Below are 20,631 nucleotides of genomic sequence, written 5' to 3'. Positions count from 1 at the left end.
GATCTAGAAGAAGCAGATTTAGATGAATTGGCTTTGGAAGATACAAGTGATGAAGTTGAAAGTCTCGAAGAGACGGACTTAGAAGATGAACTAGATGAATCTAAATTGGAAGATGACTTAGATAGTGCAGATGAATTAAACTTAGAAGATGAACTGGATGAATCGGACTTGGATGATGATCTAAACCTAGATGATCTTGAAGATGCAACTTCTGAAGAAACAAGTGATGAAATTGAAGATTTAGAAGACAGTGCTGAAGATGAAGAACTAAATCTTGATGATCTAGAAGAAGAAACAGAAGAAGAGCTTTCTTTAGACGATGACTTAGATAGTGCAGATGAATTAAACTTAGAAGATGAACTGGATGAAGAACTAAGTCTTGACGCTTTAGAAGAAGCAGATTTAGATGAATCTGAGTTAGATGATGAAAATCTAGAAGAGCTAATAGAGTCAGCAGAAGAAAAACTTACAGAAGAAGACTTAAATACTGAAATAGATATGGATGATTTCTCATCACTTACTACAGATAGTTTAAGAATGGCAGTAGGTGAATTAAGTGAAGATGAATCAGATTTAGAAGAAGAGTCAGTTCTGGAAGGAAGTGATGAAGTTGAAGATTTAAAAGAGGAAACACAAGAGATTCCTACTGATACGCAAATAGAAGCTAATAGTGATGGTGTAGAAGCTCTTAAAAAGCTTCTAAAAGCTTTAACAAATGAAGATGTTGCAGCATCAATGAAAGGAATGAAAATTAATATTAATATAGAGTTGGATAATAAATAATGTATGAAAATAACGGTGTAGTCTTAGTACTATCAGGTCCTAGCGGTGCAGGAAAAAGCTCTTTGCTAAATAAGATTATAAATGATATTGGTGAGTGTTATTTTTCTATATCTACAACTACTCGTGCACCTAGAGACGGTGAAGAAGATGGTGTACATTATTATTTCGTTAGTGAAGAAGAGTTTAAAAAAGATATAGAAGAAGAATTGTTTTTAGAGCATGCAGTTGTTCATGGAAATTATTACGGTACTTCGATTAAACCTGTTAAAGAAGCACTTTCTGAAGGGAAGTTGGTAATTTTTGATATAGATGTTCAGGGTAATACAGCTGTAAACAACCGTCTTGGAGATATTACAACATCTGTATTTATCACACCTCCTACACTTTCAGAGCTTAAAAGAAGACTCGAAAGCAGAGCTACTGATTCACAAGATATTATAGATAAACGTATAAATATGGCTAAGCGTGAAATACAAAGAATGAGTGAGTATGACTATTTAATTGTTAATGATGATCTTGATATAGCAGCAGATGTTTTAAGACAAATAGCAAAAACTGCGAGAATAAAAATACCGACAGATAGAGTGAATGAATTTGTGCAAAATTGGGAAGATATATAAAAAAATTATATGATAAGAGTATTTACAGCAAAAAAAAGTTATACTCACGAACTTTAAATTAAAATAAGGAAACAATTATGGGAATGCCTGGTGGACAAGAGTTATTAATTATATTAGTTATCGTAGTATTATTATTTGGTGCTAAAAAGATACCAGAACTAGCTAAAGGGCTTGGTAAGGGTATAAAAAACTTTAAAGAAGAGATGAATGACGATTCTAAAGAAGTTGCTGCTGATGAGCCTAAAAAAGTTGAAGATTCAGAAGAAGTAGCTTCAACAGAAACTCCAAAAAACACTACTACACAAGCGTAAGCCTTGAAACAACGTGTACAATCCTATCTTCGTGACAAACTTGGTCGCGAAGTAGTTCTAGAAAAACCTCGTGACAGATCTTTCGGTCACTTTGCTACTCCAATCGCTTTTTCACTTGCTAAAGAGTTAAGAAAATCTCCAATGGTTATTGCAGAAGAACTTGCATCATCTTTTGATGAAAGTGTTGAAGTGTTTTCTAAAGTAGAATCTGTAAAAGGTTATTTAAACTTTCGTTTGAGTGAAAACTTTTTAGATGAATATGGTTCATGGGCTTTAGATAATCCTTCAGAGTTTGGTAAGGATGCAAAGAAAGAGAAAATTCTTTTAGAGTTTGTTAGTGCAAATCCGACAGGTCCACTTCATATAGGTCACTCTCGTGGTGCAGTTTATGGGGATACTCTTTATCGTCTAGCAAAACATCTTGGGTATGATATAACAGCTGAATATTATGTAAATGATGCAGGTAATCAGATAGACCTTCTTGGATTATCTATTCAACTTTATGGACAAGAAAACATTTTAAAAAAAGAAGTTGAGTATCCTGAGAGCTATTACCGTGGTGAGTATTTAGATGCACTGACTAAAGGTGCAGTTGAAAAATTCGGTGAGGATATTTTGACTGATGAATCACGTCAGAAAGAGCTTGCATTATGGGCAAAAGATGGTGTTATGGAGATTATTAAAAAATCTCTAGCCGATACAAATATTTTCTTTGATACTTTTGTAAACGAGTCATCTTTATATGATGATTGGGACAGGGTAATGGCTAAGATGGCAGAGAATGACAAAAATGCTATCTATGAAAAAGATGGAAAAATTTGGTTAGCATCTGAAGCTAAAGGTGATGATAACGACAGAGTTGTAGTTCGTGAAGATAATCGCCCGACTTATCTTGCTGGAGATATTGTCTATCACAATCAAAAGTTTGAGCGCGGATATGATCACTATATAAATATCTGGGGAGCTGACCACCATGGTTATATTCCTCGTGTAAATGCAGCAGTTGAGTATTTAGGTTATGATTCAAGTAAGTTAGAAGTTTTACTTTCTCAAATGGTTAGTCTTTTAAAAGATGGTGAGCCATACAAAATGAGTAAGCGTGCAGGTAACGTTATACTTATGAGTGATATAGTAGATGAGATAGGACCTGATGCACTTAGATTTATATTTGCTTCTAAGAAAAGTGACACTGCTTTAGAGTTTGATGTTGAATCTCTTAAAAAGCAAGACAGCTCAAACCCTATATTTTATATTCAGTACGCTCATGCTCGTATTAAGACTATTATTTCAAAAAGTAATTTTAGTGAAGAAGAGATACTTAAAGCTTCACTAAAAGGGCTTGATGAGCAAGCTGATACTTTACTTTTTGATGCACTATTACTGCCTGAAGTTATTGAAGATGCATTTAGTTCACGTCAAGTTCAAAAGTTACCTGATTATCTACAGTCTTTAGCTGCATCACTTCATAAATATTATTACGATGTACGTATAATCGGCCGCGCGGATGAAGCAAATCTGCTTAAAGTTTTAATGGTTGTAGCTTTATCAATTAAAACTGGACTTTCACTTATGGGTATCGAAGCTAAAGATAGAATGTTTAAGGAAGATGAAGAAAACTAATCCAGAGGTAACTCTGGGTATAGTTTTTTGATATTATCTAGATTTTTTTCATCCACTTGAATTAACATTGGATCCTTTTTAGGATCTAACCACTCTACAATCTTTTTTAAATCTTCATATTTCATAGATGTACATCCTGCAGTTGGAGAATCTTGTGTTTTTTGAACATGTAAAAAGATGCAAGAACCAGCTTGTTTGATCTGCTTTTTATTATGATCAACAACGATCCCTAGTTTATATTGATCATCATCACGCCTCATTATCTCAAAACTTTTTGGTTTTATACTCGGCATCTTTATAATACGATTATAATCTTTTGAGTCTGAATCATCCACACAGATTAGATCTTTTGAAGCTTGAATATATGGCATATTAGTCTTTATATTTTTTTCATAACCAAATACTCTAGTTAATTTAAAAATACCAAGGGGTGCTTTTTTATCACCTTCTCTTTTATAAATTTTAATATCAAAGTTTGGAGTTAATTTGGATACACCTAAACCCAAACCATTTTTACCAATGTTTACATCTATAGTTTTACCGACTTTTTTGTTATCTTCAAAGCACTGTAATTTAGCCTTATTTGTATTAGTATTATCTGCTACTACAAGTACAATTTGAGAGGCAAAAGCAAATATATGAAAATTTATTATAATTAAGAAACTTTTTAGCATAAGATATGTTACTATTACTAAAGTACGAAAAAGATTAATTACGGAAAAATATTATGGGTATAAGTATTTCCAAGGCATCTGAAAATGATGCTGGATTTTTAGCAAAGATGATTCTTCAAAGTTCAAGAGCTGAGAAGAAGTATGGTATATATGACTTGGTTTTTAACACAAAAACTGATGAAGATTTATTATCGTATTTGGAAAAGCTCATAGTAACAGAAACTAAGAATCATTGCCATTTCAGTAATTTCCTAATAGCAAACATAGATTCAAAACAAGTAGGTACGCTTTGCAGCTATGAACCACGTATATCTACACACGCAGCATTTAAAAAATCTCTTGAAGAGATAGGCTTTGATGGAGATATAAGTGAATATGAAGAGATTTTAGAAGTTTGTGATTTTGAACAAAATAACCGTACATTAGTCTTTGATTTTATGGAAGAGTTGGAAGGTTTCGTTGATGTAGGAATCCTAAAGGCTCTTATGCAAAAAAGCTTATTAACTGCAAGACTTAAAGGTTATAGAATTGCTCAGACAATAGTAGAAATTGGTTCATTAGAGATCATACTACTCTATAAAAAGCTTGGATTTAAAGAAGTTAAACAAAAAGAGTGCGAGTTATATAAAGAAAAATTTGGACGTTTAGGTCTAGCACTTTTAGAGATAGAGTTTTAATCATAGAACCTACTTTTCTCTCTATCATCCCGTCAATTTTTGCCATTGCTCTTGCACTTTTTACAAGAAATGTAAACTTATCCCTATTTAGTGGTATTTTATTAGGCATTTTCTTTTTAGCCGATTACTCTATTTTAAATACATTAAATAATGTATATGAACTTTTTTACAAACTTTTGACAACTCCATGGATATTAAAAACTTTAGCTTTTGCCATATTGGTAGGTTCAATTATGGAACTTATTGAAAGAAGTGGAGGAATAGGTGGATTTGTAGATTATTTAGAGAACAAAAAAGAGATTGTAAGCTCAAAACGTTCAGCTTTGATGCTTAGTTATATTATAGGTGTAATAATTTTTATAGAATCTTCAATAACGGCACTTATAAGCGGTGCAGTTGGAAAACCTCTTTGTGACAAACATCATATATCTAGAGAAAAACTTGCATATGTTTGTGACTCGACATCTGCACCTATAAGTTCTTTGATTGTTTTAAACGGTTGGGGTGCTTTGCTTTTAGGGTTAGTATTAACGCAAATAGAAGTAAATTCGTTAAATATCAGCCCCATAGAATTGCTCATTGAGTCTGTGGTATATAATTTTTATGCAATTTTCGCACTACTAGTTACATTTGTTTCTATTTGGTACGGTATAGATATTGGACCTATGAAAGATGCAGGTTATAAAAAATTTGATAATAAAGACATCTTTTCACATAATAGTATGTGGTATATGTTACTTCCTATAATACTGATGGTAGTGTTGGTGTTTATATTTTTATATATAACAGGAAACGGAAGCATACTTCAAGGCAGTGGTTCAAGTTCTATTTTTTATACAATGCTTACAACATTAATATTTATAAATATATACTATTTTTTTACTAAAAATATGAGTTTTAAAAATATACAAAAATATTCGCTAATCGGTGCTAAGAAACTTTTTCCTATAGCTTTAATACTGCTCTTTGCATTTGGACTTGGAGATGTAAGTAGTGAACTTAAAACTGGAATCTATTTAGCTTCTCTTGCCAGTGAAAGCTTAAATCCAGTATATTTAGCAGTTGTTATATTTGTACTTAGTTCTATTATAGCTTTTTCAACGGGAACTAGCTGGGGTACTTTTTCTATAATGATTCCAATAGCTGTGCCGATGGCAATCGGCGTGGATGCTAATATAGCTTTAGCAATCGGTGCTGTAATATCAGGCGGTGTATTTGGAGATCATTGTTCTCCTATATCTGATACTACTATAATATCTTCTCTTGCTTCTGAGTGTGATGTGATCTCTCACGTTAAAACTCAACTTCCATATGCACTTATATCTGGAGCATTGGCTTCAGTATTTTTTATAATATTCTCTTTAATCAGTTAAATTTCCCATAACCTTAGCTCTAGATAAAACTAATTCTTAAAATAAGCTATATTTAATTACAATTTTAGTATTATTGCGCGTTTATAACTCCCTAGACTCTAGTGAGTTACATTCTACTGGAAAAATTAAGTAAAGGAAAACAATGCCTACAATCAATCAATTGATTCGTAAAGAGCGTAAGAAAGTTGTAAAGAAATCAAAATCTGCAGCGCTATTATCTTGCCCTCAACGTCGTGGTGTATGTACTCGTGTTTATACGACTACACCTAAAAAACCAAACTCAGCTTTAAGAAAAGTTGCGAAAGTTCGTTTAACTTCTGGATTTGAAGTTATTTCATATATCGGTGGTGAAGGTCACAACCTTCAAGAACACTCAATCGTACTAGTACGTGGTGGTCGTGTTAAAGATTTACCTGGTGTTAAGTATCACATCGTTCGTGGTGCACTAGATACTGCTGGTGTTAACGATAGAAAAGTTGCTCGTTCTAAATACGGTGCTAAAAAACCTAAATAATCAGGGTTTAACTAATTAGTTCAAGCTAACTACAGGGTATGAAAATATCTTGAGTAAATTTGAAAAAATTGAAGATAAGGAAAATTAAAAATGAGAAGAAGAAAAGCTCCCGTTCGTGAAATTATGCCTGATCCAGTTTATGGAAGCAAAGTTTTAACGAAATTTATTAACAAAATTATGTTAGATGGTAAAAAATCAACTGCTGAAAAAATTATTTATTCAGCTTTAGATATCATCGGTTCTCGTGGAGAGAAAAGTGGAATTGATACATTCAATGATGCTATTGAGAACATTAAACCTATTATAGAGGTTAAAAGTCGCCGTGTTGGTGGTGCTACTTATCAAGTTCCAGTAGAAGTACGCCCGGTACGTCAGCAGTCTTTAGCTATCCGTTGGTTAGTTGATGCTGCTCGTAAAAGAAATGAAAGAACAATGGCTGAGAGATTAGCTAATGAGTTTATGGATGCAGCAACTGATAAAGGTAGTGCATTCAAGAAGAAAGAAGATACTTACAAAATGGCAGAAGCTAATAAAGCATTTGCTCACTATAGATGGTAATAGGAAACTAATATGGCAAGAAGTCACAAACTAGAAGACGTAAGAAATATCGGTATTGCTGCTCACATTGATGCGGGTAAAACAACAACTACAGAAAGAATTCTTTTCTATACTGGTGTTGAGCATAAAATCGGTGAGGTTCATGATGGTGCTGCTACTATGGACTGGATGGAGCAAGAGCAAGAACGTGGTATTACAATTACTTCTGCTGCAACAACTTGTACATGGGATGGAAAACAGATCAACATTATCGATACTCCGGGTCACGTTGACTTCACTATTGAAGTTGAGCGTTCTATGCGTGTACTTGACGGTGCTGTTTCAGTATTCTGTGCAGTTGGTGGTGTTCAGCCTCAATCAGAAACTGTATGGAGACAACGTAACCGTTACGGTGTACCTTCAATCGTTTTCGTAAACAAGTACGATAGAACTGGTGCTGACTTTTATGAAGTAGAGCGTCAAATTCGTGAACGTCTTAAAGGTAATCCGGTTCCTATACAATTACCAATCGGTGCTGAAGATAAATTCGAAGGTGTTATCGATTTAGTTCAAATGAAAGAGATCGTATGGGACGAAGATGCTGCTATGGGTTCTGCTTACAATACACAAGATATTCGTGCTGATTACCAAGATAAAGCTGAAGAGTACCGTGAAAAAATGATCGAAGAGATTGCTTCTGTAGATGGTCAAGAAGAGCTTATGGAGAAATTCTTAGAGGGTGAAGAGATCTCTAACGAAGAGATCAAAGCTGCTATCAAAGCTGCTACTATCGCTATGCACATCGTTCCAATGACTGTTGGTACAGCTTTCAAAAACAAAGGTGTTCAAACTCTACTTGACGCTGTTGTAGATTACCTTCCTGCTCCAACTGAAGTTGCGGCTATCAAGGGAACTATGATGGATGATGAGACTAAAGAAGTTACAGTTGAATCAACTGATAACGGACCTTTCGCATCTTTAGCATTCAAAATTATGACTGACCCATTCGTTGGACAATTAACTTTCATCCGTGTATACCGTGGTTCTTTAGAATCTGGTTCATACGTTCACAACTCTACAAAAGATAAAAAAGAGAGAATAGGGCGTATCATGATGATGCACGCTATTAAACGTGAAGAAGTTAAAGAGATCTACGCTGGTGAGATCGGTGCGGTTGTTGGTCTTAAAAACACTACTACTGGTGATACTTTATGTTCTGAGAAAGATAAAGTTGTACTTGAGCGTATGGACTTCCCAGAGCCGGTAATCTCAGTTGCAGTTGAGCCAAAAACTAAAGCTGACCAAGAAAAAATGGGTATCGCACTAGGTAAACTAGCTGCAGAAGATCCATCTTTCCGTGTTCACACTGATGAAGAGACTGGTCAAACTATTATTTCTGGTATGGGTGAGTTACACCTTGAGATCATTGTTGATCGTATGATGCGTGAGTTTAAAGTTGAAGCTGAAGTTGGTGCTCCACAGGTATCTTACCGTGAAGCTATTACAACTGAAGTTGACAAAAACTACAAATACGCTAAACAATCTGGTGGTCGTGGACAATATGGTCACGTTGTATTCAAAATGAAACCTGCTGAAGCTGGTTCAGGTCTTATCTTTAACAACGATATTAAAGGTGGTGTTATCCCTAAAGAGTACATTCCTGCTATTGAAAAAGGTATGGAAGAATCTATGAAAAATGGTGTACTTGCTGGTTATCCAATCGAAGATATCGAGATCACTCTTTACGATGGTTCATATCACGATGTGGATTCAAATGAGATGTCATTCAAAATCGCTGCATCTATCGGTTTCAAAGAAGCTGCTCGTGAAGCAAATGCTAAGATCCTTGAGCCATTAATGAAAGTTGAAGTTGAAGTACCTGAAGAGTATATGGGTGACGTTATCGGTGACCTTAACCGTCGTCGTGGTCAAGTTAACTCTATGAGTGACAGAAGCGGAAACAAAATCGTTGACGCACATGTACCATTATCTGAAATGTTCGGTTACTCTACAGATTTACGTTCATCAACTCAGGGTCGTGCTACATACTCTATGGAATTTGATCACTATGAAGAAGTTCCAAGAAATGTATCTGAAGAGATCATCAAAAAGAGAAACGGTTAATTATTAACTATCTCTTTTGTTTCACCTTTTGGTGAAACGTCCTTTCAAATCTAAATTCTATCTATTCTTTTTATCAAAAAACTTCATTATAAAGCTAAAAATAAAGCGGAAAAAATACAACACCAAATATATTATAAACGTATACAATAATGGATGTATATAATTACCTTTTTCTTGCATAAGTCCAAGTCTAGCAGTAGGGTCGGACAACATATCTGGATGCATAAGCACAATAAGCACAGTTAAAAGTGCAGCGTATATTATTAGTTCTTTTTTTATTATATTAATCATAGAAATATTTTATATGATTATCTCTTAGTTGGTACTAAATTTGCTATAATTTGAAAAAAATATGGCTTAACAATGAAAATAATATTACTGATCACTATATTGACACTTCAAGTATTTGCACTTAATCCAAAAGTATATTCTGCTCTTGGTGATAAAATATATAATAAAGTTGATAGCATTCAAGAACTACCTAAATATAAATATTTTGAAAATGAAAAACAAAAAATCGAAGATTATGCTGTCCTAGTTAGTGTTATAAAAAATATCGGTTTTAATATTGATAATGGTAATCTAAGTGTAACAAAAGATGAATATTTAAAAAAGTTAAGAGAACTTGCTAAAACAAATGATTTTTATCTTATGAGAGTTAAAAGATTTTTTTTAAACTCTATAGAGAAGCAAAACAATAACTTATTTTTAGAGATGATAAAAACAGGTCTTATAGATACAACTAGATACAAACCTGAAATTAAAAAGTACTACTACGAGCATAAAGAACATTTAGACATCAATGGCACAGTGATAGAAGAGTTTGTTGCAGAAGATGAAAAAAAGAAAAATAAAAAGAAAGTATATAAAGGACCAACTAAAGAAGAAATAGAGAAAGCTAATATCAAAAGAATTAGAGCAAAAGACAAAGAAAAACAAGAGGCAATTGTAAAATCTTTAGAAGAAGAGTTAAAAAAGAAAAAAGAAAAGATTAGAGAAGAACAGAAAAAAGAGCTTAAAACCAAGTAAGCTCATCTCCTTCATTAGGTCTTCCCTCTAACGTTAGATATGGCTCATAGTGTGACTTATAAGAAAGAGATGGACAATCTTTTACGTAGTATCCCATATATATCCAATCTTTATTAGCCTCTTTAGCAAACTTAATTTGTAAATACATAGATAGTTTACCTAAGGCAAATTTTTTATAATCTGGATCGTAATAGAAATAAATAGAAGATATCCCATTAGGCAATATGTCTATAAGATCAACTCCAATTAGTTTTTCATTATCAAAGTATAAAACTTCATAACCAAATTCATTAGCACCACTTACAAAAGAGTTGTAATAGCCTTGAGCTGTAGTAGGGGAATATTCCCAACCTTTTTCATCCTTCATATGAAGATGGTATTTTTCAAAAAGTTCAATATGGCTTTTTGTTAATGTAGGCTTTTGAATTATAGATTTTAAATTTTCCGCTTTTCTCAAAACTCTTCTTTGTGACTTTGAAAAATTGAAGTTTTTAACGTCTATTTTAATGCTTTTACACTCATCACAACTTTCGCAAATTGGACGGAAATACATCTTGCCAAAACGTCTAAAACCTCTTTCTATAAAATCTTCACACTTATTTTGAGAACACTCATCTATTATTTTATAGTGCATAGTTTGTTCAAGGTTGTCTAGATATGAACATTTGTCATTTATGGAAAACTCTTTTAGTATATTCATAATGAAATATTGACATAGTATCGATTAATATAGACTTACTTAAAATACTTATGTTATATTTAGTGGTAAATTAAATATAAATAGTTAAAGAAAGATTAATATACAAAGAAGTAAAATCTTATCCATTAATAAAAGCGGAGTTTCAATGCAAGAGGGCAAATATATATCAATTGATAAAAGCATAATAGCTGAAGGCTGTGCTTATGATTTTGCAATATATTGCTCCATACGTGAGAACACACAGATTAAGCAAGTTAAGCAAAAGGGAGTTTTATTAGAAAACAATGATTTGCTTTTTATAAATAAAGTAAAAAATTTATATGTAGATAGAAGTGAACACTCGAGTTATGAACAGTTTTATGAAGCACATTTTGGAAAGAAACCATCTGTAGGTAACCCGATTACATTTACACAAAAAATAGATACAATGTATAAAAATGCTTCTAATGCATTAAATGAACTCTTTAATAATCCAGAAAAATTAAGTAACTACAAAGAGTCTAAAAAAGTAGTAAACGAACTTGTGGATAGTGTATTAGATGAAGATTTTGCAATTAAATCTCTTATGCAGATTGCTACACATGATTACTATACGCACACACATTCTATAAACGTATCAATATATGCTTTAAGCTTAGGAAACTTTTTAGGTTTTAAAGCCAGTGAACTTGCAGAGTTAGGTGAAGCAGCACTTTTACACGATCTTGGAAAAAGCAAAATTGATAGTAAAATTATCAATAAAAATGGTTCGCTTACAAAAGATGAGTTTGATACAATGAAAAAACATCCATCTTTTGGAGTTAGTTTAGGTTTAAAGCTTGGTATTAAAAATAAAAAAGTATTAGAAGGTATAAAGTATCACCATGAAAAGATGGACGGTTCAGGCTATCCTAATGGGCTTTATAATGAAGAGATACCTATATATGCAAAAATTGTTGGTATGTGTGATATCTTTGATGCACTAACTAGTGAGAGAAGTTATAAAAAAGCGATGACATCTTTTGAAGCTTTAAAACTTATGAAAACAGAAATGAGTAAACATATAGATTTGAAATTGTTAAATCAAATGATCTTAATGTTTAAATAGATAATATAGTATTTATTTTTTTGGAGTTAAGATTGGAATTTTTTTTAAAACATCAGATAGCAATATTTAGAACTTTAGGATCATTGTTACTAGTTATTTCAATAGCTGCATTTTTTTGGACGGCACCGAAAAAAGGTTATACTGAAAATGAAATCGCTGCAGCCAATGTAGCAAGAATGGAAGCCAGAATAGCTTCACAAATGGGTGGTGGAGGCACTGCTAAAAGAGAACCTGATGCCAGTGAAATTGCAGAAAGATTCAAAAACACCAGAGAAGACCAGTTAAGATACACATTAATAATTATGATGATAGCAGGAGTCATATTCCTTGGATATAGCTTTATATCTAACAAGAATGATGATTAATTCATTTTTATACTTCTAGCTAAGGCTAGAAGAAACCTAGCCTCTATTCTAAGCTTCCGTGAACATTTTTCTTTGAAAAAAGTTCCATACGCTTAGGGCTATGCCTTATTGCTAGCTATAAGCACACCCTCAATAATGGCATCTATATCACCGTCTAAAATACCGCTTACATTTGAATAAGCCTCATTGCTTCTTGTATCTTTTACTTGTTGATACGGTTGCATTACGTATGAACGGATCTGATGTCCCCATCCAATCTCACTTTTTGCAACACCGTCTTGTTCAGCTTTTTGTGCTTCAAGTTCAAGCTCATATAGACGTGATTTTAACATCTTCATTGCAGTCGCTTTGTTTTTATGCTGAGATCTGTCATTTTGACACTGAACAACTACACCTGTTTCAATATGCGTTATACGAATAGCAGATTCTGTTTTATTTACATGTTGTCCACCTGCACCAGATGCACGGTATGTATCTATACGGATATCTTTGTCTTCAATATCTATTTCGATATTGTCATCAATCTCTGGTGACACCATTACAGATGAGAAAGATGTATGGCGTTTTGCATTTGAATCAAACGGACTTATTCTAACTAAACGATGAATACCGTTTTCAACTTTTAAATACCCGTAAGCGTTTTCGCCCTTAATGATTATAGATACGTCTTTTATACCTGCTTCTTCACCTACCTGGTAATCAAGTGTTTCGACTTTAAAACCACGTCTTTCAGCCCATCTTTTATACATACGAAGAAGCATCGATGCCCAGTCCTGACTTTCAGTCCCTCCTGCACCAGGGTGAATAGAAAGAATAGCATTATTTGCATCGCTTTCACCACTTAGTAGTACTTCAAGCTCCATTTTTTTAATCTGCTCTTCTAAGTTCGGTGCATCTTCAAAAAGTGACTCTATTGAGTCTTCATCATTTTCTTCTTTAGCCATCTCATATAGGTCTTTTGCATCTTCAATAGCTTCATTTGCTATATTGTACTTTTCTAGTTTACGCTCACACTGAGTTTTTTCTTTTTGAATTTTAGCGGCATTTTTTGCATCGTTCCAAAACTCAGGATCATTCTCAATCTCTTCAATCTCTTTTAGTCTGTTTTGAAGTTTATTTGGTTCAACTACGCCTGTAATATTGTCCATTTTTATAGATAAAGTTTTTAATAGTTCTGTATATTCATAGTTGTCCATAAATAGTCCGTAAAAAATAGTATAATTGCGGAATTATAACACATTAGGTAAGAAAATGAAGATAATTTCAAACCCACATGAATTAAATAATTATGTTAAAACTTTAGATAAAACTATCGGTTTTGTTCCAACTATGGGTGCTCTACATGAAGGGCATATTTCACTTATAAAAGAAGCAAGAAAAAATAATGAATTTGTAGTAGTTTCAATTTTTGTGAATCCAACACAGTTTTCAAAAGATGAAGACCTTGATAAATACCCACGTAAAGATGAAGCTGATAAAAAGATTTGTGAACTCTCAGGCGTCGATGTTCTATTTTTTCCAAATGCTGAAGATATATATGGAGATGATGAAGTATCACTTTTAGCACCAAATGTACGTGGGTATGTACTAGAAGGGCATACAAGACCTACACATTTTAACGGCGTATTAACAGTTGTAAATAAACTTTTAAATATAGTAAAACCTACGCGTGCATACTTTGGTAAAAAAGATGCTCAGCAATTAAACCTTATCACTTTAATGGTTAAACAACTTTTTATGAACGTAGAAATTGTTCCAATAGATACAAAAAGAGATTCTGATGGTTTAGCACTTAGCAGTAGAAATGTTTACTTATCTAAAGAGCAAAGGAAAGAAGCCCTGAAAATTCCGGGATCTTTAAACCTTGCATCTAATTTGATAGCAAAGAAAGTTTTGGACACTAAAGAGATACAAGAAAAAATGTTGGATTATCTAAGCCCGTTAGAAGTATTTTATGTGGAGATCTTGGACCGTGAGTTTAATAAAGTAGAAAATGTTGAGATCGGTAATACTATAATTTTGGTTGAAGTTAAAGTAGGCGAGACCAGATTACTCGATAATATCTGGCTTTAGATAGCCGTTTTCTATCATAATATCTATTGCTTTTTTAAATACAGGAACTGCAGTTTGAGCTGCAAACTGACTTTTTTTAGGCTCTATTACGACTACACCCATTGTATATTTTTTTGTTTTATCGTTAACAAAGCCTAAAAAAGCAGTATTGTATTTGTTTACATATCTTCCATCTTCAACTTTGTGGGCTGTTCCGGTTTTTCCTCCAACTTCTAAACCTGGTGTTATAGCCTTTACACCTGTACCTTTATTTACTGTTTTAATAAGTATTTGTTTCATACGGTGTGCAGTTTCAGGATTTACTATTTGCATCTGTTCAAGCTTTGGTATTTTTGTCTCTTCGCCAAGTTCATTAATTAATGAATCAACGATTTGAGGAGTCACACTTTTACCACCATTGTTAAATACGCTATATGCACGAATAAGTTGCATAAGATTTGCTCTCATTCCATATCCGTAGGAACAGGTAGCTTTGTATATTTCATTGTTAAGTCTTGTAGGATGTGGAATTGAACCTTTTCTTTCATAAATCATATCCGGAATGGATTTACTGGCAAATCCAAACTCTTTTAGACCTTCATGAAACTCTAAACCACTCATTTTCTGAGCAAGTTGAGCTATACCGATGTTTGATGAGTGAACTATAACATTCTCAGCACTTAACCAATCAAACTCATGTTCATCAGTAATAACTTTACGACCTATTTTAAAACGACCGTTATGACCGTTTACAAGATCATATGGATTTATAAGCTTTTTATCTAAAAGAAGAGCAAAAGTAATTGTTTTAATAACACTACCCGGTTCAAAACTGTACTCAAGCATAGCAGAATTAAGAGATGGATAGTCCTCTTTTCTTATATCTTTTGGAAGATATCTGTTTGAAGATGCCATGCTTAATACTTTTGCACTTTTTGTGTCCATTATAGCTAGCATAACCTGCTTTGCATCGAGCTCTTCTTTCATGGAATCAAGCATTTTTTCCATTCTTATTTGCAGAGATGCAGGTATGTTTAGTTTTAGATTAAGTCCGTTAAGCTGTTGTTTTGTAAAGCTCTCTTTATTTAATATTATATAACCGTTAACATCGCGCTTACCTTGACTCAATTCATCTTGTCTAGCTTCTAGCTCAGCCTCAAAACGTTTTTCAAGACCTTTCACACCTTTTATCTTTGTATATCCGTCATCTTCTATTTTATGTGTGTAACCTATTACAGGTGTTAAAAGTTTTTTATATGGATATTCTCGGCTTTCACCACTCTCAATAATATTTAAACCTTGAATAGTTTTTATACCTGTTCTAGGATTTAGCCTTACAATGAAAACATCGTAGCGTCTAAGTTCATATGCCAGTTTTTTAAGATATTGTGCATTTTTTTCCTCTATGTTATAGCTTAAAACAACTACACCGTTTCTTTTTGAGAGTTTCTCTCTTATCTCTTTAGGACTAATACCTGAATAGATACTAAACAGTTCTATAAAAAGATCTTTTTTCTGAGGATCTATAAACTTTGTATTTACAACCGCTTTATAGAGTTTTGTAGTATATGCTAGAGTAAAACCATCAGCACTTAAAATATTTCCACGCATTGCATAAGATGTATTTTTTGTATAGAGAGAGGGTAGGTTTCTGGGTGCTACTACATTTGATAGCATTACACCTAAAAATATTAAAAAACCTATAGATAATAGAGTGAAGAGTAAAAAGATCTTTTTACTCTTATTTTTACTTTGTGTATTCAAGTTATTATAGCTGTGTACGTCCGAGCTCTTTATATGCACTTAAAGCTTTATTTCTAATTTCAAGCATTAGTTTCATATTTGTTTCCGCTTTACCGATAGCAAGAGCCGCTTGATGTAAGTCTTTTACTTCACCCGTTGCCAAATCAGCAACAGCCTCTTCTTTTTTAACCTGAAGATCGTTCATCTCATTGATAGCACCTTTTAAGTGTTCGGCAAATGCTTCACCACTGTTTGCGCCATCAAGTTTTTGTTTCTGTTTTAATAGATCGGCAGTAGATGAGCTAAATAGTCCATCAACACCATTTGTAATATTACTCATTACTTACCCCTTATTGTAAAAGAGATATCGAAGCAGTTGCCATATCTTTTGCTGATTGAAAAGCAGATACATTTGCTTGATAACTTCTTGTAGCTTCTACTAAATCGGCCATTTCCACAACAGGATTAATATTTGGATAAGCTACATATCCATTTGCATCCGCATCAGGGTGTTCTGGCTCAAATTTCATTTTAGGTTCACGATCATCACGTGAGATCTTATCAACTACTACACTCATTATAGCAGGATTTACCTTTTTTCCAAATTCACCTTCATTCAGAGGATCTTGGTATTTTGCACTGTTTGTATCCTCTCCGATAGCTTTGTTGTAGTGATCGTTAAAGTTAACAGCTTTGAAAACTACCTCTTTGCGTCTATAAGGTCCACCCTCATCTGTACGAGTAGTTTGCGCATTTGCTATATTGCTTGATATTGTATTTACACGAACTCTTTGCGCACTTAAACCGTAACCGCTTATGTCAAAACTGTTTAAAAAATTACTCATAGTTTTTTCCCTCTTAAATATTAACTTATTTTACTAGATGCATCTATAACGCTTTTAAATATTGCACCATCTTTTTTTATCGCATTTATTAATGCATTAAACATTATCGAGTTTTTACTCATCTCTGTTGTTTCAACATCCAAATCAACACTGTTACCATCATTCCTAGCCATGTGACCATCACGGAAAAATGTTATCGGTTTTTCAGTGTTCTTTGGCTTTGGCGCTTCTATATGCTTGTCTGAAGTTTGAGCCATTTGTAACTGACCTCTATCGTCATTCATGATCTCCGCTTTTTTTTGCGCTAAATATTCTCCAAAACGGATATCGCGAGGACGATAATAAGGCGTGTCTGCATTTGCAATGTTAGAAGCTATCATCTTCTCACGAGCAGCACGATAGTTTAGTGCTTCTTTTGCCAAAATCGCTGTACGTGAGATTGAGATTGCCATCTTTATATCCTTAAGTTATACTTTTGTATGTTTATAAGCAAATATAGTACCAATATTTTATTTTTAAATTAATTTTAACTATTAAATATAAAATGTTATTTTAGATTACTGTATGTATAGTTTAAGCTTTTGTAAAGATTAATAGGAGCATAATACTTTTTACGGTTACTAGTGTAATCAAATTTTTTAAATTCAAGGAGTTCTTTATGAAAAGAGCTGGTTTTACAATGATCGAATTGATCTTCGTTATCGTTATCTTAGGTATTCTTGCAGCTGTTGCAGTTCCAAAACTTTCTGCTACTCGTTCTGATGCAGAGATTGCTAAAATTGCTACAAATGCTGCTACAGTTGTAAGTGACTATGGTTCGTCGTGGACTGCAAGAGCTAATTTAATTGGTACTACTGCATGGGAAGATGTTACTAATACACCTTTACAAACAACAGGTTCTTCAACATTAGCTGATCTGTCTACAGTTACGTTAAGTTCATCTCTTTATTTAACAGATGGTACAAATAACTGTGTTACATTTGCACCTGTAGCTGATGGTAATGCTTCTGTTGCTGGAACATTATATCCTTCTTTAAATGTTACATTATCAGCTGCTGGTACAAGTGCTGTATGTGACGGTGTACGTACTAGAATCTTATCTCTAGAAAAACAACATAATTTTGGTGGAACTGGTATTCAGTAAAACTAAATTTGTATAGTCCATACTCTTTGGACTGTACAATTATCTTCATTATTTAACTTCTTCAAATAAATTTTAATCATTATAAAATTGTGCTATAATCATCTTACTTATATTAATATAAACTAAAAAGGTATTTTATTATGAAAAGAGAAGCTTTTACTCTCATGGAGGTTTTATTTGTTATTGTGCTTTTAGGAATTTTAGCAGCAGTTGCAGTTCCAAGATTGTCTGCTACAAGAACAGATGCAGAGATAGCAAAAGGGAAAGCAGATGTATCTTCAATCCGATCATCGATACTTACTGAACGACAGTCTCAGGTTATAAGGGGTGTAGTTTCATTTATTCCTAAGCTTACAGAAAATACAACTGATACAATACTTTTTAGAGGTGATGGGACAAGAACTCTACTTACTTATGGTATAAAAGAGGGTGCATGGCAACATACAGCTGCTTTAACTTATACATACACTGCAGGTGGAGTAACAACAACATTTACATATACCCCCGCTACAGGTATATTTACATGTACTGCTGGTAATGACTACTGTGATGAATTAACAGATTAGAATTTAATAAAGAATTGAACTACTATAAAGTCTGCATATTAAACTCTCCTTTGGGGAGTTACACTTATCAATCTGACAAAACAATTTCACTATACTCAAAAATATCTATAAAATTTAACAACAGAGATGTTAACGGTGTTATTTTAGAAGTTTGTGAAAAACCAGAATTTGAGACTTTGGATATTTTAGAAGTTTTTGATGAGGTTTTTTCAGATAAACAGCTTGAATTAGCCCGTTTTATTTCATCTTACTATATATGTTCCTTGGGTGATGCACTAGGTTTAATGATTCCATATGAAAATAACTCTGAAATTAAAACTTTGCACCAAAAAGAAAAAGCGCATGAATCGGATATAGTACTTTCTAAAATACAATCAGACGCACTAGACTTTTTAAAAAAACAGAAAATATCTTTACTCTTTGGTGATACCGGAAGTGGGAAAACAGAGATATATATGAAGTATTTTGAAGATATTTTATCTCAAAATAAACGCTGTATATTTTTAATGCCTGAGATATCATTAACTCCACAAATGGATCAAAGACTGCAAAAACATTTTGGTGATGAAGTTGTAATGTACCACTCTAAACTTACTCCAAAAGCAAAAAAAATAGCCTTAGAGAAAATAAGAAACGGCGAAGCTAAAATTATAGCCGGTCCGCGTTCAGCTCTTTTTTTACCTGTAAAAGATTTGGGTTTAATAGTTGTAGATGAAGAGCACGACGATAGTTATAAATCATCATCAAGGCCACGTTACAATGCCAGGGATTTGGCTATTTATATGGGTAAACTTTATGATATACCTGTAGTGCTTGGCAGTGCGACTCCAAGTTTAACTACATATGTAAAATTTCCACATGTAAGGTTAAAAGGCGGTCATTTTAGCTCAAAACGAGAGTTCTTTTATGAAAGGTCAGCTGAATCGTTAAGTCCAGTGGTATTAAGAGAATTAAAGCAAACACTAAATGAAAAAAAACAAGCTATTGTTTTTATACCAACGCGTGCTAATTTTAAAAATCTTATCTGTGCTGATTGCGGGCACACACATAAATGTGTTTTTTGTTCAGTTGGCTTAAGTGTTCATAACAAATCTAATGCACTTAAATGTCACTACTGTAATTATACTCAGGCGATCCCTCAAATATGTTCTGAATGTGGTTCAGACATGCTTGTAAGTAGCCGTTTGGGAACTGCTGAAGCTGTAAAGAATTTAAGTGAAGAGTTTAAAGATGCATACATTGAGCAGTTTGATCGTGACGTTATAACGAGTAACACAAAGTTAAAAAAAGCACTAAAAAGATTTAACGATCATGAGAGCGATATATTGGTTGGAACTCAGATGCTAAGTAAAGGGCATGATTATCACGGTGTAACTTTAGCTATTGTTTTGGGACTTGACAATATTTTAAATATGCCAGATTACCGTTCGCGTGAGCGTGCCCTTTCATCACTGCTTCAAATAGCGGGAAGAAGTGGTAGGAAAGATAAGGCAAAAGTTTTGGTTCAGAGCTTTAACGAGGAATTTTTTAAAGTATATTTGGATTCATATGAGAGCTTTTTGGATGAAGAAAAAATCTATAGAGAGGGACTCTATCCACCGTATAAAAAGCTGGCACGTTTGCTGTTTAGCCATAAAAACGGTGCTAAGACCAGAGAAGCTATGGAAGAAGTACTTGACAGTATAAAGCTGCATAAAAATGTGGAAGTAGTAGGCTCTGGAAAATGCGCGATAGAAAAGATAGCAAACAAATATCGTTTTGAGATACTTCTCCGAGCAGATAAGAGTACAGATCTTATTAAAGCTATACATGCAAGTAAAAACGACCTATGTGAAGTTGATATGGATCCTATAGAATTTGGTTAGGA

At 33.3% G+C, this 20,631-nt stretch carries 22 protein-coding genes and 1 pseudogene; 16 read left to right on the top strand and 7 right to left on the bottom strand.

Annotated features, from left to right (window positions below):
• From ABZA65_RS08195 to argS, 4 genes and pseudogenes are all read left to right on the top strand, one after another.
• Positions 1–783: pseudogene (locus ABZA65_RS08195) on the top strand (DNA topoisomerase IV); the annotation flags it as partial.
• Positions 783–1,403 carry a guanylate kinase gene (gmk, locus tag ABZA65_RS08190; protein WP_373072522.1) on the top strand — a complete coding sequence of 207 codons (621 nt, stop codon included), beginning with the start codon at positions 783–785 and terminating at the stop codon, positions 1,401–1,403. The pseudogene ABZA65_RS08195 and the gene gmk, both read left to right, overlap by 1 nt.
• 77 nt (positions 1,404–1,480) lie before the next feature.
• Positions 1,481–1,714: a twin-arginine translocase TatA/TatE family subunit gene (locus tag ABZA65_RS08185; protein ID WP_373072520.1), complete on the top strand. Its 234-nt coding sequence runs from the start codon at positions 1,481–1,483 to the stop codon at positions 1,712–1,714.
• Positions 1,715–1,717: 3 nt separating this feature from the next.
• Positions 1,718–3,334, top strand: a complete 1,617-nt coding sequence (gene argS, locus ABZA65_RS08180; RefSeq protein ID WP_373072518.1) for an arginine--tRNA ligase — start codon at positions 1,718–1,720, stop codon at positions 3,332–3,334.
• On the opposite strand, the gene ABZA65_RS08175 is transcribed toward argS, so the two are convergent.
• Complete coding sequence (locus tag ABZA65_RS08175; protein ID WP_373072516.1) at positions 3,331–4,008, bottom strand: L,D-transpeptidase; 678 nt, start codon at positions 4,006–4,008, stop codon at positions 3,331–3,333. The genes argS and ABZA65_RS08175 overlap by 4 nt on opposite strands.
• Positions 4,009–4,061: 53 nt before the next feature.
• Here ABZA65_RS08175 and ABZA65_RS08170 point away from each other — a divergent pair, with 53 nt between their 5' ends.
• The 6 genes from ABZA65_RS08170 to ABZA65_RS08145 all read left to right on the top strand — a co-directional run bounded on the left by ABZA65_RS08170 (position 4,062) and on the right by ABZA65_RS08145 (position 10,262).
• The gene (locus tag ABZA65_RS08170; protein WP_373072514.1) at positions 4,062–4,685 is read left to right on the top strand and encodes an acyl-CoA acyltransferase; all 624 of its coding nucleotides are present in this window, start codon (positions 4,062–4,064) and stop codon (positions 4,683–4,685) included.
• A 233-nt stretch (positions 4,686–4,918) separates the two neighbouring features.
• A complete protein-coding gene (locus ABZA65_RS08165; protein ID WP_373072512.1) occupies positions 4,919–6,058 on the top strand; it encodes a Na+/H+ antiporter NhaC family protein in 1,140 nt (379 codons plus the stop codon).
• Positions 6,059–6,200: 142 nt separating this feature from the next.
• On the top strand, positions 6,201–6,572 hold the full coding sequence (gene rpsL, locus ABZA65_RS08160; protein WP_373072511.1) for a 30S ribosomal protein S12: 372 nt from the start codon (positions 6,201–6,203) through the stop codon (positions 6,570–6,572).
• 90 nt (positions 6,573–6,662) lie between these two features.
• Positions 6,663–7,130, top strand: a complete 468-nt coding sequence (rpsG, locus tag ABZA65_RS08155; protein ID WP_152306463.1) for a 30S ribosomal protein S7 — start codon at positions 6,663–6,665, stop codon at positions 7,128–7,130.
• 12 nt (positions 7,131–7,142) lie between these two features.
• The gene (gene fusA / locus ABZA65_RS08150) at positions 7,143–9,233 is read left to right on the top strand and encodes an elongation factor G (RefSeq protein WP_373072508.1); all 2,091 of its coding nucleotides are present in this window, start codon (positions 7,143–7,145) and stop codon (positions 9,231–9,233) included.
• 363 nt (positions 9,234–9,596) lie between these two features.
• The gene (locus tag ABZA65_RS08145; RefSeq protein ID WP_373072506.1) at positions 9,597–10,262 is read left to right on the top strand and encodes a hypothetical protein; all 666 of its coding nucleotides are present in this window, start codon (positions 9,597–9,599) and stop codon (positions 10,260–10,262) included.
• Here the strand turns inward: ABZA65_RS08145 and ABZA65_RS08140 are convergent.
• Complete coding sequence (locus ABZA65_RS08140) at positions 10,249–10,962, bottom strand: arginyltransferase (protein WP_373072504.1); 714 nt, start codon at positions 10,960–10,962, stop codon at positions 10,249–10,251. The genes ABZA65_RS08145 and ABZA65_RS08140 overlap by 14 nt on opposite strands.
• A gap of 145 nt (positions 10,963–11,107) precedes the next feature.
• Between ABZA65_RS08140 and ABZA65_RS08135 the strand changes: the two genes are divergently transcribed.
• Together ABZA65_RS08135 and ABZA65_RS08130 are read left to right on the top strand one after the other, a co-directional pair.
• Positions 11,108–12,049 carry an HD-GYP domain-containing protein gene (locus ABZA65_RS08135; RefSeq protein ID WP_373072502.1) on the top strand — a complete coding sequence of 314 codons (942 nt, stop codon included), beginning with the start codon at positions 11,108–11,110 and terminating at the stop codon, positions 12,047–12,049.
• 32 nt (positions 12,050–12,081) lie between these two features.
• The gene (locus tag ABZA65_RS08130) at positions 12,082–12,414 is read left to right on the top strand and encodes a hypothetical protein (protein ID WP_373072500.1); all 333 of its coding nucleotides are present in this window, start codon (positions 12,082–12,084) and stop codon (positions 12,412–12,414) included.
• A 98-nt stretch (positions 12,415–12,512) separates the two neighbouring features.
• On the opposite strand, the gene prfB is transcribed toward ABZA65_RS08130, so the two are convergent.
• Positions 12,513–13,610: a peptide chain release factor 2 gene (gene prfB / locus ABZA65_RS08125; RefSeq protein ID WP_373072498.1), complete on the bottom strand. Its 1,098-nt coding sequence runs from the start codon at positions 13,608–13,610 to the stop codon at positions 12,513–12,515.
• A gap of 55 nt (positions 13,611–13,665) precedes the next feature.
• Here prfB and panC point away from each other — a divergent pair, with 55 nt between their 5' ends.
• Complete coding sequence (panC, locus tag ABZA65_RS08120) at positions 13,666–14,487, top strand: pantoate--beta-alanine ligase (protein WP_373072496.1); 822 nt, start codon at positions 13,666–13,668, stop codon at positions 14,485–14,487.
• Here the strand turns inward: panC and ABZA65_RS08115 are convergent.
• From ABZA65_RS08115 to flgB, 4 genes are read right to left on the bottom strand one after another with little or no spacing between them, the layout of a single operon-like run.
• Positions 14,464–16,230 carry a peptidoglycan D,D-transpeptidase FtsI family protein gene (locus tag ABZA65_RS08115; protein ID WP_373072494.1) on the bottom strand — a complete coding sequence of 589 codons (1,767 nt, stop codon included), beginning with the start codon at positions 16,228–16,230 and terminating at the stop codon, positions 14,464–14,466. The two genes, panC and ABZA65_RS08115, sit on opposite strands and share 24 nt — an antisense overlap.
• Before the next feature lie 4 nt (positions 16,231–16,234).
• Positions 16,235–16,549, bottom strand: a complete 315-nt coding sequence (gene fliE, locus ABZA65_RS08110; RefSeq protein WP_373072493.1) for a flagellar hook-basal body complex protein FliE — start codon at positions 16,547–16,549, stop codon at positions 16,235–16,237.
• 10 nt (positions 16,550–16,559) lie between these two features.
• Entirely contained in the window at positions 16,560–17,054 is a 495-nt protein-coding gene (gene flgC, locus ABZA65_RS08105) for a flagellar basal body rod protein FlgC (protein ID WP_373072491.1), read from the bottom strand.
• A gap of 20 nt (positions 17,055–17,074) precedes the next feature.
• Positions 17,075–17,506, bottom strand: coding sequence for a flagellar basal body rod protein FlgB (flgB, locus tag ABZA65_RS08100; RefSeq protein ID WP_373072489.1), 432 nt, complete (start codon positions 17,504–17,506; stop codon positions 17,075–17,077).
• A 206-nt stretch (positions 17,507–17,712) separates the two neighbouring features.
• On the opposite strand from flgB, the gene ABZA65_RS08095 reads away from it, so the two are divergent.
• The 3 genes from ABZA65_RS08095 (at position 17,713) to ABZA65_RS08085 (ending at position 20,629) form a co-directional block, all read left to right on the top strand.
• Positions 17,713–18,198, top strand: a complete 486-nt coding sequence (locus tag ABZA65_RS08095) for a type II secretion system protein (protein WP_373072487.1) — start codon at positions 17,713–17,715, stop codon at positions 18,196–18,198.
• Between the two features lie 140 nt (positions 18,199–18,338).
• Positions 18,339–18,764, top strand: a complete 426-nt coding sequence (locus ABZA65_RS08090; protein ID WP_373072485.1) for a type II secretion system protein — start codon at positions 18,339–18,341, stop codon at positions 18,762–18,764.
• A 14-nt stretch (positions 18,765–18,778) separates the two neighbouring features.
• Complete coding sequence (locus tag ABZA65_RS08085; RefSeq protein WP_373072483.1) at positions 18,779–20,629, top strand: primosomal protein N'; 1,851 nt, start codon at positions 18,779–18,781, stop codon at positions 20,627–20,629.
• Positions 20,630–20,631: the final 2 nt, after the last annotated feature.

The sequence above is a fragment of the Sulfurimonas sp. genome (genome assembly GCF_041583195.1).
GTDB lineage: Bacteria > Campylobacterota > Campylobacteria > Campylobacterales > Sulfurimonadaceae > Sulfurimonas.
Note: the sequence above shows the minus strand (reverse complement) of the source record. Positions and strands in the feature narration are given on the sequence as shown.

Bases quoted from the DNA above. Each gene is read 5' to 3' on its own strand.
- gmk (WP_373072522.1), top strand. From the start codon at position 783: ATGTATGAAAATAACGGTGTAGTCTTAGTACTATCAGGTCCTAGCGGT.
- ABZA65_RS08185 (WP_373072520.1), top strand. From the start codon at position 1,481: ATGGGAATGCCTGGTGGACAAGAGTTATTAATTATATTAGTTATCGTA.
- ABZA65_RS08175 (WP_373072516.1), bottom strand. From the start codon at position 4,008: ATGCTAAAAAGTTTCTTAATTATAATAAATTTTCATATATTTGCTTTT.
- ABZA65_RS08170 (WP_373072514.1), top strand. From the start codon at position 4,062: ATGGGTATAAGTATTTCCAAGGCATCTGAAAATGATGCTGGATTTTTA.
- ABZA65_RS08165 (WP_373072512.1), top strand. From the start codon at position 4,919: ATGGAACTTATTGAAAGAAGTGGAGGAATAGGTGGATTTGTAGATTAT.
- rpsL (WP_373072511.1), top strand. From the start codon at position 6,201: ATGCCTACAATCAATCAATTGATTCGTAAAGAGCGTAAGAAAGTTGTA.
- rpsG (WP_152306463.1), top strand. From the start codon at position 6,663: ATGAGAAGAAGAAAAGCTCCCGTTCGTGAAATTATGCCTGATCCAGTT.
- fusA (WP_373072508.1), top strand. From the start codon at position 7,143: ATGGCAAGAAGTCACAAACTAGAAGACGTAAGAAATATCGGTATTGCT.
- ABZA65_RS08145 (WP_373072506.1), top strand. From the start codon at position 9,597: ATGAAAATAATATTACTGATCACTATATTGACACTTCAAGTATTTGCA.
- ABZA65_RS08140 (WP_373072504.1), bottom strand. From the start codon at position 10,962: ATGAATATACTAAAAGAGTTTTCCATAAATGACAAATGTTCATATCTA.
- ABZA65_RS08135 (WP_373072502.1), top strand. From the start codon at position 11,108: ATGCAAGAGGGCAAATATATATCAATTGATAAAAGCATAATAGCTGAA.
- prfB (WP_373072498.1), bottom strand. From the start codon at position 13,610: ATGGACAACTATGAATATACAGAACTATTAAAAACTTTATCTATAAAA.
- panC (WP_373072496.1), top strand. From the start codon at position 13,666: ATGAAGATAATTTCAAACCCACATGAATTAAATAATTATGTTAAAACT.
- fliE (WP_373072493.1), bottom strand. From the start codon at position 16,549: ATGAGTAATATTACAAATGGTGTTGATGGACTATTTAGCTCATCTACT.
- flgC (WP_373072491.1), bottom strand. From the start codon at position 17,054: ATGAGTAATTTTTTAAACAGTTTTGACATAAGCGGTTACGGTTTAAGT.
- flgB (WP_373072489.1), bottom strand. From the start codon at position 17,506: ATGGCAATCTCAATCTCACGTACAGCGATTTTGGCAAAAGAAGCACTA.
- ABZA65_RS08095 (WP_373072487.1), top strand. From the start codon at position 17,713: ATGAAAAGAGCTGGTTTTACAATGATCGAATTGATCTTCGTTATCGTT.
- ABZA65_RS08090 (WP_373072485.1), top strand. From the start codon at position 18,339: ATGAAAAGAGAAGCTTTTACTCTCATGGAGGTTTTATTTGTTATTGTG.